The organism is Brucella haematophila (assembly GCF_005938105.1).
Classification (GTDB): Bacteria; Pseudomonadota; Alphaproteobacteria; order Rhizobiales; family Rhizobiaceae; genus Brucella; species Brucella haematophila.
This window is the reverse complement of record NZ_VCPE01000002.1, coordinates 159,038-173,202: the sequence shown is the minus strand read 5'-3', so window position 1 is coordinate 173,202 and position 14,165 is coordinate 159,038. Positions and strand designations below refer to the sequence as shown.

The following is a 14,165-nucleotide window of genomic DNA, read 5'->3' as shown; positions in this document are numbered from 1 at the left end:
CAATCTTTTGTTTCACGCGGTTCCGGAATGAAAGCCGTTACTGGCTTTCCCGGAATTGCTCCAATCGAAGCGTGATAAAAATGTTCGGAAAACTTACGCTCGAAGCGATCCCGTATCACGAGCCGATCATCATGGTCACATTGACCGCGGTGGCTGGCGGTGCGCTCGCTATTCTGGCAGCCATCACCTACTACGGAAAGTGGGTCCCGCTCTGGAAAGACTGGCTAACGTCGGTCGATCACAAGCGTATTGGCATCATGTACATCATTCTGGCTTTCGTGATGCTGTTCCGCGGCTTCTCGGACGCCGTGATGATGCGCGCGCAGCAGGCCCTTGCCTCTGGCGCGAATGAAGGCTTTCTCCCGCCGCATCACTACGACCAGGTCTTCACCGCCCATGGCGTGATCATGATCTTCTTCGTGGCGATGCCTTTTGTCGTCGGTCTGATGAACTTTGCAGTTCCGCTTCAGATCGGTGCACGCGACGTTGCTTTCCCGTACCTCAACTCGCTGAGCTTCTGGCTCACGGTCGCCGGTGCGGTTCTGATCAACCTGTCGCTCGGCATCGGCGAATTCGCCAAGACCGGCTGGCTCGCTTATCCGCCGCTGTCGGGCAAGGAATTCAGCCCGGATGTCGGCGTGGATTACTATATCTGGGCCTTGCAGATTTCCGGTATGGGTACGCTGCTTTCAGGCGTCAACCTGATCACCACGATCATCAAGATGCGTGCGCCCGGCATGGGCATGATGCAGGTTCCGGTCTTCACCTGGACCGCGCTCTGCTCGAACGTGCTGATCGTCGCGGCCTTCCCGATCCTCACCGTCACGCTGGCCCTGCTTTCGCTGGACCGCTATCTGGATTTCCACTTCTTCACCAATGATGCTGGTGGCAATCCGATGATGTATGTGAACCTGATCTGGATCTGGGGTCACCCGGAAGTCTACATCCTCATCCTGCCTGCTTTCGGTGTCTTCTCCGAAATCATCGCGACCTTCTCCGGCAAGCGTCTCTTCGGCTACAAGTCGATGGTTTACGCAACTGTTGCCATTACGGTCCTGTCGTTCCTCGTCTGGGTGCACCACTTCTTCACCATGGGTGGCGGCGCCAACGTCAACGCTTTCTTCGGCGTGGCGACGATGATCATCTCGATCCCGACAGGGGCGAAGGTCTTCAACTGGCTGTTCACGATGTATAAGGGCCGCGTCCGCATGGAAACGCCGGTTCTGTGGACCATCGGCTTCATGTGCACCTTCGTGGTCGGCGGTATGACGGGCGTTCTGCTTGCTGTTCCGCCTGCGGATTTCGTGCTGCACAACTCGGTGTTCCTGATCGCCCACTTCCACAATGTGATCATCTCGGGCGTGCTGTTCGGCTGCTTCGCCGGTCTCGTCTACTGGTGGCCGAAGGCTTTCGGCTTCAAGCTGAACGAACGTCTGGGCCGCAACGCATTCTGGTGCTGGCTGGTCGGCTTCATCATGGCCTTCATGCCGCTCTACGTGCTCGGCCTGATGGGCATGACCCGTCGTCTGAACCACACGGAAAATCCGGCATGGCATATCTATCTGATCATCGCCGCCGTCGGCGTTGCGATCATCCTGTGCGGTATCGTGTTCCAGGTTCTGCAGATCGCCGTTTCGATCCGCGACCGCGAAAAGCTGCGCGACAACAATGGCGACAGCTGGGGTACGGGCCGTACGCTGGAATGGTCGCTGGCTTCGCCGCCTGCATTCTACAACTTCGCTGAAGTGCCGCATGTCCGCGATCACGACAGCTGGTGGGACATGAAGCAGAACGGTTATGTGCGCCGCACGGAAAAGTTCGCACGCATTCATATGCCGAAGAACACCGGTACCGGTTTCATCATCGGCATCATGAACATTCCGCTCGGCTTTGCTCTGGTGTGGCATATCTGGTGGCTGGCAATTGCCGCTGCCGTGGGTGTGCTGGCCGTTGCGATCTTCCACTCGTTCAACAATGACAGAGACTTTTACGTCTCGGCCGAAGAAGTGCAGAGCGTCGAAGACCTCCGCACCCGGCAACTGACGGCTCAGGAGGCTTGATCCATGAGCGCTAGCATTTCAACTGCTGGTCCATTCAAGGGCGGCAACGAGCATCCTGCTCACGAGGACCATCACGATGCAGGGTCGACCACGCTGGTCGGCTTCTGGATCTATCTGATGAGCGACTGCGTCCTGTTCTCGGGCCTGTTTGCAACCTACGCCGTTCTGGCGCACCAGTTCGCGGGCGGCCCGACCGGCCGTGAACTCTTCGACCTGCAGTTTGTGTTGACCGAAACCATGCTGCTGCTGGTGTCGTCGCTGACCTACGGTCTGGCGACGCTGTCCATGTACAAGAAGAACCGTGCAGGCGTGCTGTTCTGGCTGGGCGTAACGTTCCTGCTGGGCGCAGCGTTCCTCGTGATGGAAGTCTATGAATTCCATCACCTGATTCTCGAGGATGCCGGTCCGAGCCGCAGTGCGTTCCTTTCGGCCTTCTTCGCGCTGGTTGGAACCCACGGTCTTCACATCACGTCCGGCCTGATCTGGATTCTGGTGCTTTCCGCCCAGCTTCTGCGTGACGGTCTGACGGAAAAGAACCAGACGCGCGTGATGTGCCTCAGCCTCTTCTGGCACTTCCTGGACATCATCTGGATTGGCGTCTTTACCCTTGTCTATCTGCTGGGTGTACTGTGATGAGTTCTGCACACGAAACACACGATCATGCCGCGCATGGCAGCCTGAAGTCCTATCTGATCGGCTTCGTGCTGGCGGTTATTCTCACCGTCGTTCCGTTCCTTCTGGCGATGAACGGCTATTTCACGCCTGCCACGACCGCGGCCGTTGTTCTCGGCATCGCTGTCGTTCAGATCCTGGTGCATCTGGTTTACTTCCTGCACCTCGATCCGAAGTCGGAAGGCGGCTGGAATATTCTGGCGCTCATCTTCACGGTCATCATTCTGGCCATCGTGCTTGCAGGCTCCATCTGGGTCATGCATCACCTCGATACCAATATGATGCCGATGTACATGTCGCCTGACGACGTGCGCAACCTGCCTTAAATAGTTCGCGCCTAGCGGGGTTGGTCTTGGACATGCCCCGCTGAGCTACCGTTTCTCCCGTGCGCCGGACCTCAATCCGCGCACGGTTTGAATCGCGGCTTTATCCTCCCTCTCTCCCCCCAAAGCCGCGTGGCGCTCCGGTTCCCTCCGGAGCGCCTCCCTTTTTTTAAAGCTTCTTCATATTTTGCATTTTCCAGCACGAGCTAAGTGTCTCTTGCGACCGGGCGTTGCGTAAAGCTGTGGTAACGTTAACACTCCTTTGACTGAATCCGTTCATATCTAGAGACTAATCTTTAGGTTGTTGCTTGGCCCCCCGGCCTCCCTATGGTAATCCCTAAATCGTCCTGGGTGGGGAATAAACGGGACGCTGCCAGGCGACCGCAAAGACAGGAACCGGACAGTAGCGCGTATGACTTGGAGTAACAGGACGATACAGGGAAAAGGCATCGCCATGCTTTTGCTGGCGGCTCATTTTTCCTCCTTTACCGTGTCGCCCGCCTTGGCGTTTGAGCTTTTTGGCGTCCGTCTTTGGGGCGAAGACAAGAAAACCGATCCAGATATTATCGATCCGAAGACCTATGAGGTCGAGGTCACTACCACCGGTGATCGCAAGAATGCGGATGGCACCGAAGCCGATCTGAAGTCCGTCGTCGAAGGCGCATCCGGTCTGGTTACAGATGCGGACAAGCCCGCTTCAGGTTCTGCTGGTCTGCTTGCCAAGGCCCGCGGCGATTATCGGCGTATTCTGGCGGCCCTTTATGGCGAAGGCCGCTATGGCGGCACGATCTCGATTCTTGTCGATGGCCGCGAGGCGAACGACATTCCGCCGGATGCCGATATTCCCAACAATGCCAAAGTGGCGATTTCAGTTGATCCGGGGCCGCAATTCCTGTTTTCGCGCACGGCCATTTCCAATATCGCCCCGCCTGCGACGGACAAGCGCGACGTTGTGCAATCGCCCGAGGATGCAGGTTTCGCGCCCGGTAAGGTGGCGCGGTCCGGAACGATCATCAAGGCCGAACGTCTTGCCGTCGAGGCATGGCGTCAGCAGGGCTATCCCAAGGCGCGTGTGACGGGCGAGGATGTGGTCGCCGACCATGACGGCAACACGGTGGCCGCCGATGTTTCGCTCGATCCGGGTCGCAAGGCGCATTACGGGCCGGTCAGCGTGGTTGGTACCGCGCGTATGGACCCGCAGTTCATCGCCTGGATGACCGGACTGACGCCCGACAAGGAATATGATCCCGACGACATCGAAAAGGCCAAGAAGCGTCTTGGCCGCATGGAAGTGTTCCGTGCGATGAGTTTCGAGGAGGCGGAAACCATTGAGCCGGACGGCAGCCTGCCGATGACGCTCAATGTGCAGGAGCGTAAGCCTCGCCGTTTCGGCTTTGGTGCTGAATATTCGACCATCGACGGCTTCGGTGTCACCGGCTACTGGATGCACCGCAACCTGTTCGGCAAGGGCGAAAACCTGCGTTTCGATGCCAAGATCAGCGGGATCGGCGGCTCGCAGGATAATTCCTTCAACCCGCAGAACTATTCCTATCTTCTTGGCGGTACGTTCAAGAAGCCCGGTGTCTACACGCCCGATACGGATTTCGTTTTGTCGCTCGACGCCAAGCGCGAAGTGCTCGACGCTTATACCGAAACGTCGGTCAACGCCAAAACCGGCTTCACGCAGATATTCAGCGACGAATTGTCGGGCGCGATCTATGCCAAGGCAAGTCAGGGCCGCTACACCGACTATCCTTTCGGCCCGCGCGACTTCACGACTGCGGGTCTGGAAGGCAGCGTGCTCTACGACAGCCGCAACAACAAGCCGGACCCGAGTTCGGGCTTTTATCTGGAAGGCAATATCCAGCCCTTCTACGAATTCCATTATGGCAATTTCGCCACCCGCTTCACCGCAGAAGGCCGCACCTATTACGGCATCGGCGCAAAGGATCGCGTGATTCTGGCCGGGCGCGTGAAAGTGGGGTCGATCGTTGGCGCTTCCATCGAAGACTTGCCGCCGAGCCTGTCCTTCCTAGCGGGCGGCGGCGGCTCGGTACGCGGCTATGCCTATCGCAATATCGGCGTCGATGCCGGAAACGGCAACATTGTCGGCGGACGTTCGCTGGTGGAAGCTTCGGGCGAAGTGCGCACTCGCATTACCGATTCCATCGGAGCGGTCGCCTTTGTCGATGCGGGCTATGTCGGCGAAAAATCGTTCCCGGATTTTTCCGAACAAATGCGCATTGGCGCCGGTGGCGGTCTACGCTACCTGACCGGCCTCGGGCCGATCCGCCTCGACGTCGCCATACCGCTTAACCGCCGCTCGGGTGATCCGAGCTATGCATTCTACGTGGGCATAGGACAGGCGTTTTGACCAGATTTATCGCAGTTTTCCTTTTCCTGATTCTCGCCGTAGTGGCCGCTGTGCTGGCCATACCGGGCGCATGGGTTACGCTTGTCGGCGTCGATACGCAGACCACGGCAGCGATTGTCGCGCCCGCACAGGCGCAGGATCAGAGCCAGAGCACGCAGCAGGCCGAAGCGTCTGAAAGCAACGAAGAGCAAAAATCCTATTTCCTGTCTTTTGTCGAAAGCCAGCTTTCCGCGCCGAACCGCCGCATTTCCCTGTCGGGCATCAGCGGTGTTCTGTCGTCGGAAGCATCCATCGGCTTGATCACCATTGCTGACCGCGAAGGCGTCTGGCTGCGCATTGAAAATGCCAAGCTGAACTGGAGCCGCACCGCATTGCTGCTCGGTCGTCTCAGCATCCAGTCGCTGAGCGCGGAACGGATCGATATCGCCCGAAAGCCGCTGCCGGACAACAGTTTGCCGTCGCCGGAATCGTCAAGCTTCAGCCTGCCCGAACTGCCGATTTCCATCAATCTGGACCAGCTCGATGTGGCGCGCCTGCGTTTCGGACCGGAGATTTTCGGCCTCGAATCGGAAGTATCCGCAACCGGCAGTCTTTCGCTGGCCGATGGCTCGCTCAATTCCACCTTCGACATTAAGCGTCTTGACGGCCCCGGCGGCAGTTTTGCCCTGCGCGCGGCCTATGCCAATGCCGACCAGAAGGTCGACCTCGATCTGAAAGTCGCCGAACCGGCCAATGGCATCGTGGCCAACCTGCTCAATATTGATGGCCGCCCGCCGGTTGATCTCACTTTGACTGGCGCTGGCCCGCTTGATGAATTGAAAGTGGATCTGGCGCTCGACACCAATGGCACGCGCACGCTGACCGGCGCATTCACACTGAACCGTCAGGGCGAAGCGCCGAATGGCGGTCGCGTTTTCGTGGCCCGTTTCAATGGGCCGATCGCCGTTCTGGTGCCGCCTGTGTTCCGTGACTTCTTCGGCGCTGAAACCGTGCTTTCTGCCGATGGCTTCCTGAAAGATGCGGGCGGTTTCCGCCTTGACGATCTGGCGCTGACAAGCGCCGCATTGAAGCTGAAAGCTGCTGCCGAATCCGGCAATGATCATTTTCTGAACAAGCTCAGCATCGATGCGTCGATTGCCGATGAAAGCAAGGGCCGTGTCCTGCTGCCGGTCAAGGGTGCGGAAACCTATATCGACAATGCACGGTTTCAGGTTTCCTATGGTGACCGTCCGACCAATGACTGGACGGGCAAGCTCGCCGTCAATGGCTTGAAGAATGCAACCATTTCCGCCTCCAGCGTTGCGCTGGATATGGGCGGCGTTGCCGAAAACCTCAACGATGCCGCAAACCGCCACATCACGTTCAAGGTGACTGGCGGCATGGACGGTATTTCGTCGCCGCGCGCGGAGCTGGCGGAAGCGCTGGGCAGCAAGATCGCGCTTCTCGTCGATGGCGGCTGGCGCGCCGGTTCTCCGGTGGAGCTTGCACAGGCCAATATCGAGGGCAATGGTCTCAGCCTCGACCTCAAGGGCAATATTGACGACTTCGTCTTCAATGGCGATATCGCCGCCAAGGTCGCAAGCCTTGCGCCATTTGGCGCTTTGGCGGACAAGGAACTGGCTGGCAGTATCGACGTCAAGGCCAAGGGCACGGTTCGTCCGATCAGCGGCGCATTCTATCTTGATCTTGACGGCACGGCGCAGAACATGCGCACCGGCACCGAGGCGGTCGACAATATTCTGGATGGTGAAGTGCGTCTGGCCGGTGCAATCGGTCGTAGCGCCGAAGGTTTCTCGGCCCGTGACTTCCGGATCGGCAATGAGTTGAGCGAAATCACGGCCAATGGCTCTTTCGCATCGGATAAGGCGAATTTCGATTTCGGCGTGATGCTGTCCGATCTGAAACTGGTTTCAAAGCAGGCCTCCGGTCGCATGACGATCAAGGGCAGTGCGCGCGGCGACGACAAGCTGATTGCGCTGGCCCTGCGCGCCGATGCGCCACAGGGCACGCTGGCAGGTCGCAAGCTTGCCAATGCCGGTCTTGATTTCAACGCCATGCTCGACGGCAATGCCACCACGGGTGCGGCGCTCTCCGGCAAGCTGGCGGGCAATGCCTTCCTCAATGGTGAGCGCATCGAACTTGGCACGCTGATCGACATCGTTAATGACGAGAAGCGCCTGACCAATCTCCTTTTCAATGCTGGCGGGGCGCATCTCTCCGGCAATGTCACACAGACCGCCAAGGGCTTGCTCAATGGCGCGCTGAAACTCGATGCGCCGGATATCTCCACTGCCGCCGCACTGTTCCTTGCCGAAGCAACCGGCGCGGCCAATGCAGATATCGCGCTGCAAGTCGATGGCGACCGCCAGAATGCGACCGTTTCTGCTGACGCCAAGGGTGTGAAGGTCAATGGCAACCATATTGCATCCGCCACTATCGCGCTGACCGCGCAGGATCTGTTCGGCGTGCCTGTTGTGGACGGCAACGCTGCCGCGCGCGATATCATGGTCGGCACTTTCGGTATCGACACGTTCGATGCCAAGGCCAACGCTACCGGCACCAAGACCGATTTCAGCGCCAATACCAAGCTCAAGATTGGCACGGTGGCCAATGCCGCCGGTTCGCTTGAGCCGAAGGATGGCGGCTTTGAGCTTGGCCTCGCCTCCGCCGATGTGAAGCAGGGCACACTGCGCGCCAATCTGGCTGCCCCGGCGAATATCGTCATGAAGGGCAGCGAGATTTCCTTTGGCGATATCGTTATCAACACCGGCGCCAATGGCACGCAAGGACAGGTGAAGGTCAACGGCTCTGTCGATCAAAAGCTTGATCTGTCGGTGGCGCTGTCCGACCTGCCGCTGGCGCTTGCCAACACCTTCAAGCCGGACCTGGGCCTCGGCGGTACGATCAACGGCACGGCGCGCCTGACCGGCTCTCGCGATGCACCGAATGTCGCCTTCGATATGGCGGCGCGCGGCGTAACGGCAGCGGAACTCAAAAAGCAGGGCATTGCTGCCCTGAATGCCGACGCCAAGGGCACCTCTGCCAATGACCGGCTCAATATCGACGCACGGGTGACCGGGGGTGCGGCAAGCGGCAATGGCATCGACGTTACAGCCAAAGGCGGCGTGCCGCTCGGCAAGGGCGATCTCGCCGTTGACGTGACGCTGGCCAATCTGCCGCTCGGTATTCTGAACGGCGCTGTGAAAGGGCAGGACCTCGCAGGCAATGTCACCGGCACGGCGCGTGTGACAGGCCCGCTGACCAATCCAGCAGCCACCTTCAATCTCAAGGGCTCCGGCCTCGCTGCCAAGCCGCTGCGCGACAACGGCCTTGCCCCGCTCAGCCTGCAGGCAGCAGGCAGCTATGCAGCCAAAGCGGTCGATATTTCATCGCTGACGGTGGACGGTCCACAAGGCCTCAATGTCACGGCGAGCGGCAAGGTGCCGTTCTCCGGTCAGGGGCTCGGTGTCAACGTCAACGGCAATATCCCGCTGGTGCTTGCCAATCGCTTCCTCGCGGATCGTGGCGCGCAGGCCAGCGGGATGCTGACGCTGACCGCAAGTGTTTCCGGTGGTTTTGATCGTCCGCAATTGCGCGGCATGTTCTCCACCAGCGGCGCGACTTTCATCGACCCGGAAACCAATGTCCGTGTGAACAGCATCAACATCATGGGCAGCATGGACGGCGAAACCATCACGCTGCGGCAAGTGAATGCTGCATTTGGCAGCGGCGGTTCCGTGTCGGCAAGCGGCACCATATCGACCAATGCGGCGGCGAATTTCCCCGCCGATATCAATATCAAGCTCGACCGTGCGCGTTATGCCGATGGCAAGCTGGTCGTCGCAACGGTCAATGGCGGCATTACGATCACCGGGCCGCTGGCGGGCGATATGCTCATCGGCGGTCGTATCGATGTGGAGCGTGCCGAAATCTCGGTGCCTGAAAATCTCGGCGGCGGCGCAACCTATGTGCCTGTCGAGCACAAGAACACGCCGAAGAATGTTGCGAAAACACTGGAACGCGCCAAGGTCGAAACCCGCAAGGGCAAGGCCAAATCGGTGGCGCGCGCCAATTCCGCCGGCCCACGCCTCGATGTCGTCGTCAATGCGCCAAACCAGATATTCGTGCGCGGTCGCGGTCTCGATACGGAACTGGGCGGTCGCGTGCGGCTCACCGGGCCGGTCAGCGATATCAAGCCGGTCGGTTCCTTTGACCTGATCCGTGGTCGCATCGGCATTCTCGGCCAGCGCATCACCTTCGATGAAGGCCATGTCACGCTGGTCGGCGATCTCAATCCGCAGCTCAATTTCGTGGCCAGTTCGGAAGGCAATGAAATCACGGCCATCGTGACGGTCACGGGTACGGTCGATAATCTCAATATCGTCTTCTCCTCGTCGCCAGAACTGCCGCAGGATGAAGTGCTGGCACAGTTGATTTTCAAACGCTCCATCAGCGAATTGTCGGCCTTCCAGATCGCACAGCTTGCGGCTGCGGCTGCGGAACTTGCGGGCGGGCCCGGCGGAAATTCTCTCATGAACAAGCTGCGCGCCGGAACGGGGTTGGACGATCTCGATGTCGTGACCGACAGCAACGGACAGACGGCCGTTCGCGCCGGGCGCTATATCCGCGACAATATCTATCTGGGTGTGGAAGCGGGTTCTGGCGGCTCGACCAAGGGAACCGTCAATCTTGACATCACGCGAAACCTCAAGGCGAAGGGCGCGCTTGGCGCAGAGGGCGATTCCAGCGGCGGTATCTTCTACGAAAAAGACTACTGACCGATCCTTTGATTTGATTGAAAAGCCGGGCGTTTCGTCCGGCTTTTTCTTTTCAAGCACTGCATCCCTCGGTTGAGTTTTCACGCCGGTGCTATTCTTTTATGAGCATCGGTGCGCCTGGTTTAACGGTTCCTCAACCATAAGACTGCAAATTACGGTTAATACCGAGCGGCATGATGCCTGCTCCCTGTCATCTGTGTTTTGGGCGTTTTGCATGTCAAAGTTGAGTGATGATCTGAGCCGCCGCCGCTTTCTGCTTGGCACCGGGGCCGTCGTTCTGAGTGGTGTTGCAGGCTGCTCGCAGACGATGGATATGTCTGCCTTTCAGGTAGATACGATGTCGACGGGCGGCATCTCGCCGATGCGCCCGCAGATCAGTGTTGATCGCGCCATCACGACGCCAGACGTCATGTATGCATCGGTACAGGAAGGGCCTTATGCGCTGCCTGCCATTCCTTATGACAAGGTGCCGAAGCAATTTCGCCGCCAGATCGTGCCTGATCCGACCGGTCAGGCGCCAGGCACCATCGTCGTCAGCCTGAAAGACCATTACCTCTATTATGTTCTGCCGGGCGGCGAAGCGCTGCGCTATGGCGTCGGCATCGGCAAGGCAGGCTTTGAATGGCAAGGCCGCGCCAATGTGCAATATAAGAAGCAGTGGCCACGCTGGACGCCGCCACCGGAAATGATCCAGCGCAAGCCGGAACTCGAAAAATACCGCAATGGTCAGGAGCCGGGTCCGCAGAACCCGCTCGGTGCACGTGCGCTTTACATTTTCCAGAATGGTCGCGACACCGGCTATCGCATCCATGGCTCGCCCGAATGGTGGTCCATCGGCCAGTCCATGTCGTCCGGTTGTATCCGCCTGATGAATCAGGACATTATCGACCTGTATAATCGCGTACAGGGGCAGGCCCCGATTGTCGTCGGCTAGGACCGTCGATATTCAGGCTCTGACGGCCTGCAAATGGCGTTGTTCTGCGCTTCCGGTGCTCATGTACTCAAAAGTACACTCCGCTCCGGTTCTCGCACCCCACCATTTTCGGCTCGCCATAGCCGGAATCTCAACAGTCCTGGCGGCGTTTTATTCGTAGCGGATCGACTTCGGCATCGCTTCGCCAAGCCTGACGAAATGACGGAACTCGGCGCGCAGTGTGTCAGCCGAAGCCATATGAATCTGCTTCTGTGGCGCAACGTCGTTTTGCGCAATCTGGGTGGATACGCCCGGCATCACAAATGCTGCTGCGGTCAGTACGAGGGCAGCGGCAATGCCGAGGCGTCGTTCGGTTCTGGCCTGCATTTCTATCTCCTTGCGCCGCGTCGCGGCGACTTAAAAATCAGAATCGTCTTTGTTCGCAAAACGCTGGATTTTCAGATCAGTGAAAAGTCGCGCGATGCGTAATGTTCAAAGCGGTATCGATGGCGTGAATCGGTATTGGCAGCAAAGTCTGGCCGAAATCGGCCAAAGCTTCGGCAAAATTGCTGGCGGCAGCTGCCACATCGTCGCAGCGCCTTTTGCAGGCAATGGCCTCAAGGCATGTGTCGAGCAACAGCGCGTCCTGATTATGCAGGCCAGAAATCAGCCCCAATGTCAGGCATTCCTCGCGGCAGACATGATGCGAGTCGAACGGGAAAGCGCGCAACTGGCAGCTTGCACAATGACGCAGCACGCGGATGAAGTGCGAAAGTTCGCCGACAGCGCGTTTCGCCTCCGATGGTCCGAGCACTTCCGAATAGAGACCCCAGGTCATTTCCCACGGGATAATCGAGCCAGTCTCGAAACCCGCAGTCCAGCGACGATAACCTTCCAGCACCAGCTTTTCCGGCAGGCGGTCGAAATAGCCTGCGGTATTGGCGCCGTTCAGCTGCGATATACGCATATTCATGTGCGCCTCCACGATGAAACATCGGAAGACGGATACGAGACAAGGCATTTGCCCTGCTTGCGCTGAACGGGACGTTCCGTTTCGCCCCATATTATACGCCGTATATTGCAGTATCCGGTCGGCAAAAGACTGAGCTGCCAGGGCAGGCCGTCGATATTTGCGGACCGGCATTCGCCGAGACCAACCATTGGGTCCTCCAATCGAAAGGGTTCAAGGCCCAGACATCAAAGGTGCGCAGGATTGCGCGAAGGGTATAAAAGCCGCAAATTGATCTGGAGTCAATTAGTCAACTTTTAAAAAACTTAGATATTTCAAGAGTGTAGAATTATTCTAGACTATAATAGTCATGTTTACAGCATTTGAATGAATACGCAACCGCTGTGGGGGGACAGCGGTTGCGGCAAACGGGCGCAATGCCGGTGGAGGGGGGAGAGAAGGCACTGCGCCCCCATGCTCCGGGAATTAGTGGCCAGAATGATCGGATGATTGCTCGCCCGTCTGGCCATTCTGGGCCGTGACGGGGAAGTTGATCTCGACCTTGCCAGCCTTTTCGAATTGGAGCGTGACCGGCACCGTTTCGCCTTCGGTGTAAGGCTTTTCCGGCTGGATGAACATGAGGTGATAACCGCCGGACTTCAGTTCGACGGTTTCGCCCGCAGGCACGTCGAGACCGCCATCAAGCTTGCGCATCTTCATCACGTTGTTTTCCATGCTCATTTCATGGACTTCCACGCGCTTTGCGCCCGCTGTCGTGACCGATACGAGCTTGTCGGCATCCTTGCCGGTATTGGCAATGGTCAGGAAGCCGCCTGCCACCTTGGCGCCGGGCACCATGGCGCGTACCGAAGGTGACGTGATGGTGAGGTCGCCAAGTTTCACCGGCTCGGCTGCATGACTGCCGTGCGCGTCACCATGGCCGCCATGGCCTGCATGTTCGTCAGCGCCGGTCGCGGCCAGCACGAGAAGCTGCGGTGCCGGGTGTTCGAGTTCGTGCGGGTTCTGCCCGTCCTTGGCAATCTCTGTCCAGGCGACGGAGGCGTCGCTGCCGCAGGCCTGCGTCACCGGGAAGGAAAGCGTGGTGTCCTTGTCGAACTTGGCCAGCTGGCCGACGACGGTGAACTCGTCATAGAACTCGGCTGGCAGGCTGCCTTCGGTGAAGCGCACTTCCTTCACACCGGAGGTGACATCCTTGCCATGCACCTTGTAGGTCTTGGCATAATCGCCCTTGGTGGTTTCGATTTTCCAGCCAGCCTTGGCCTGCGGCTGCGCGGCGATAAAGCCTTCCGGAAGCTCCACTTTCACTTCGGTTGTGGCTTTGCCGTCGCAGCCATGCGGAATGCGGAACGTGGCCTTGTAGAAGCTGCCAGCCTTGGCTTCGCTCTGGTCAAGCGACGAATGGGCGTTGGCCATGCCAGCGGAGACGCAAAGGGCTGCCAGCGAAATTGCGGACGTAAAAAGACGATAGTTTTTCATGTTGAATTACCTGAATAGTCGTGAGGAAAACGCGCCAGCCTTTTGTCAGGCGCATTCGTTCAAACGGGACGTGTTCAGGCGAGAGGCGGGGCTTGCGGCGGTGCCGAGGGCGGATAGACCGCGCGGCGTAAAACCGGCTGTGGCGGCACAACGCCATCGGCCATCGCGACATGCGGCGCGGGACCGGTCGAACTGTCAGGCGCGGGGCAGAGAAAACCGGAGGCGATACGGCAGGCCTCGCAGCTTTCGCTGTTCAGATGCTTGTCATGCCCGTGGTGATCCTGATTTTCACCCTGATCGCTGATGCAGATGACAGGATAGGTTCCATCAGGCAGCTGATATTGCGCGAGCTGGTAGCTGTCGAGCGCATTGAGGTCGACCGGCTTATGCGCGAATGCCACGAGCATCAAAGCCAATACGCTCAACAGGCGTATTGCAAGACTGCTCCGAAACTGGCGCGCGTTGAGCTTCAACCGGGTGCCTCTCATTGTTCTGCGGAGCCTATCTAGTCCAAACCGCGCATCTTTGCCAAGCGCCAAACAGAACCGGCGCGAATTGGTCGCGCCGGTTCTGTTTGCGTGTTGCAAGGCATCATGCTT

At 58.6% G+C, this 14,165-nt stretch carries 10 protein-coding genes; 6 read left to right on the top strand and 4 right to left on the bottom strand.

Going from position 1 to position 14,165, the window contains the following annotated elements; genetic code table 11:
* Window positions 1–80 precede the first annotated feature (80 nt).
* The 6 genes from cyoB (at window position 81) to FGI60_RS03565 (ending at window position 11,141) form a co-directional block, all read left to right on the top strand.
* Window positions 81–2,060 (top strand): cytochrome o ubiquinol oxidase subunit I, encoded by a 1,980-nt coding sequence (gene cyoB, locus FGI60_RS03590; protein WP_138783977.1) that lies wholly within the window; start codon window positions 81–83, stop codon window positions 2,058–2,060.
* 3 nt (window positions 2,061–2,063) lie between these two features.
* Window positions 2,064–2,693: a cytochrome o ubiquinol oxidase subunit III gene (gene cyoC / locus FGI60_RS03585; protein ID WP_078337796.1), complete on the top strand. Its 630-nt coding sequence runs from the start codon at window positions 2,064–2,066 to the stop codon at window positions 2,691–2,693.
* On the top strand, window positions 2,693–3,058 hold the full coding sequence (cyoD, locus tag FGI60_RS03580) for a cytochrome o ubiquinol oxidase subunit IV (protein ID WP_138783976.1): 366 nt from the start codon (window positions 2,693–2,695) through the stop codon (window positions 3,056–3,058). Before cyoC ends, cyoD begins: the two co-directional genes overlap by 1 nt.
* Window positions 3,059–3,467: 409 nt before the next feature.
* Window positions 3,468–5,429 carry an autotransporter assembly complex protein TamA gene (locus tag FGI60_RS03575; RefSeq protein ID WP_445433036.1) on the top strand — a complete coding sequence of 654 codons (1,962 nt, stop codon included), beginning with the start codon at window positions 3,468–3,470 and terminating at the stop codon, window positions 5,427–5,429.
* Entirely contained in the window at window positions 5,426–10,207 is a 4,782-nt protein-coding gene (locus FGI60_RS03570; RefSeq protein ID WP_138783975.1) for a translocation/assembly module TamB domain-containing protein, read from the top strand. Before FGI60_RS03575 ends, FGI60_RS03570 begins: the two co-directional genes overlap by 4 nt.
* A gap of 214 nt (window positions 10,208–10,421) precedes the next feature.
* Window positions 10,422–11,141, top strand: a complete 720-nt coding sequence (locus tag FGI60_RS03565; protein WP_078337800.1) for a L,D-transpeptidase — start codon at window positions 10,422–10,424, stop codon at window positions 11,139–11,141.
* Between the two features lie 150 nt (window positions 11,142–11,291).
* Here the strand turns inward: FGI60_RS03565 and FGI60_RS03560 are convergent, their stop codons facing one another.
* From FGI60_RS03560 to FGI60_RS03545, 4 genes are all read right to left on the bottom strand, one after another.
* The gene (locus FGI60_RS03560) at window positions 11,292–11,507 is read right to left on the bottom strand and encodes a hypothetical protein (RefSeq protein ID WP_138783974.1); all 216 of its coding nucleotides are present in this window, start codon (window positions 11,505–11,507) and stop codon (window positions 11,292–11,294) included.
* 76 nt (window positions 11,508–11,583) lie between these two features.
* Complete coding sequence (locus tag FGI60_RS03555) at window positions 11,584–12,093, bottom strand: hypothetical protein (protein WP_171058689.1); 510 nt, start codon at window positions 12,091–12,093, stop codon at window positions 11,584–11,586.
* Between the two features lie 462 nt (window positions 12,094–12,555).
* Window positions 12,556–13,566 carry a DUF1775 domain-containing protein gene (locus FGI60_RS03550; protein ID WP_138783973.1) on the bottom strand — a complete coding sequence of 337 codons (1,011 nt, stop codon included), beginning with the start codon at window positions 13,564–13,566 and terminating at the stop codon, window positions 12,556–12,558.
* A 74-nt stretch (window positions 13,567–13,640) separates the two neighbouring features.
* Window positions 13,641–14,039, bottom strand: coding sequence for a hypothetical protein (locus FGI60_RS03545; RefSeq protein ID WP_138784231.1), 399 nt, complete (start codon window positions 14,037–14,039; stop codon window positions 13,641–13,643).
* Window positions 14,040–14,165: the final 126 nt, after the last annotated feature.